1 protein-coding gene is annotated in these 804 nt (G+C 47.3%); it reads right to left on the bottom strand.

Going from position 1 to position 804, the window contains the following annotated elements; translation table 11 throughout:
- A partial coding sequence (locus N1032_RS24740) for a hypothetical protein (RefSeq protein WP_259543175.1) occupies positions 1–804 on the bottom strand: 804 nt, incomplete at both ends.

Here is an 804-nt window from a genome sequence, read left to right as displayed (position 1 = left end):
TCACGTAAACCAGAAGCATAAGTGTAATTGGTATCAGCCATGTCGATGTCATCAACAATGGATGGCAGAGTACCTTCTTCAATGAACTCACGAAGTGGGTTACGAGCCAGTTGGTCTTCCAGTTGAATAATCTTCTGCTCATTGGCATCGAAGTCACCTAAGCCTGCTCGTTGCTCATGCTGGAGTTTCATCAGCAGAGCAGCATTCTTACGGTAGGACAAGCCAGCCTGAATAGCTACTTTGGTATTCTTGATAATGTCCTGCACAGGAACACCATAAGCTTTCAGCAGAGTGAAGTTACCCAGTTGGTTATTAACCATCGTCTTCACGTTACGGATTACGATGAAGTCTTTAACCAGTGACATAGTTTCCTGTACAGCACGTTCACCCACTACAGTCTTCTGCTTAGCGGTATCGCCAAGGATGGACTGCATGGTTCCAGTGATGAAGGATTCCACGGCATTCTGTTCGTTGTCAGCTTTATCGAACGCTTCACCGATGGAGTACTTACGGAAGCCAAACACCAGGTTCACTAAGTCACTGCGGACTTTAAGTCCGTTACCAGCACCCCAGATTGCTTCTGCTTCATATCGGGTCTGCTCCGGCAGCATAGCCCAGATTTCTCGTGAGCGTTTGTCTGTAGCGTTTGGCCCGATGTTCACATAGCTATCTGGATTCGCAGCATAGTGACTAGCGAAGTCCTGATGTAAAGCCTCCATAATTACCCGGTTCTGCGTTGGAGAATGGAGCTTGTCAAAGGATTGACCAGCATATTGACCAAGCAGGTGAGCAGCATCGTTGTTA

The sequence above is a fragment of the Herbiconiux daphne genome (assembly GCF_024979295.1).
Classification (GTDB): Bacteria; Actinomycetota; Actinomycetes; order Actinomycetales; family Microbacteriaceae; genus Herbiconiux; species Herbiconiux daphnes.
The sequence above is the reverse complement of the archived record's forward strand: the minus strand, read 5'-3'. Positions and strand labels throughout refer to the sequence as shown.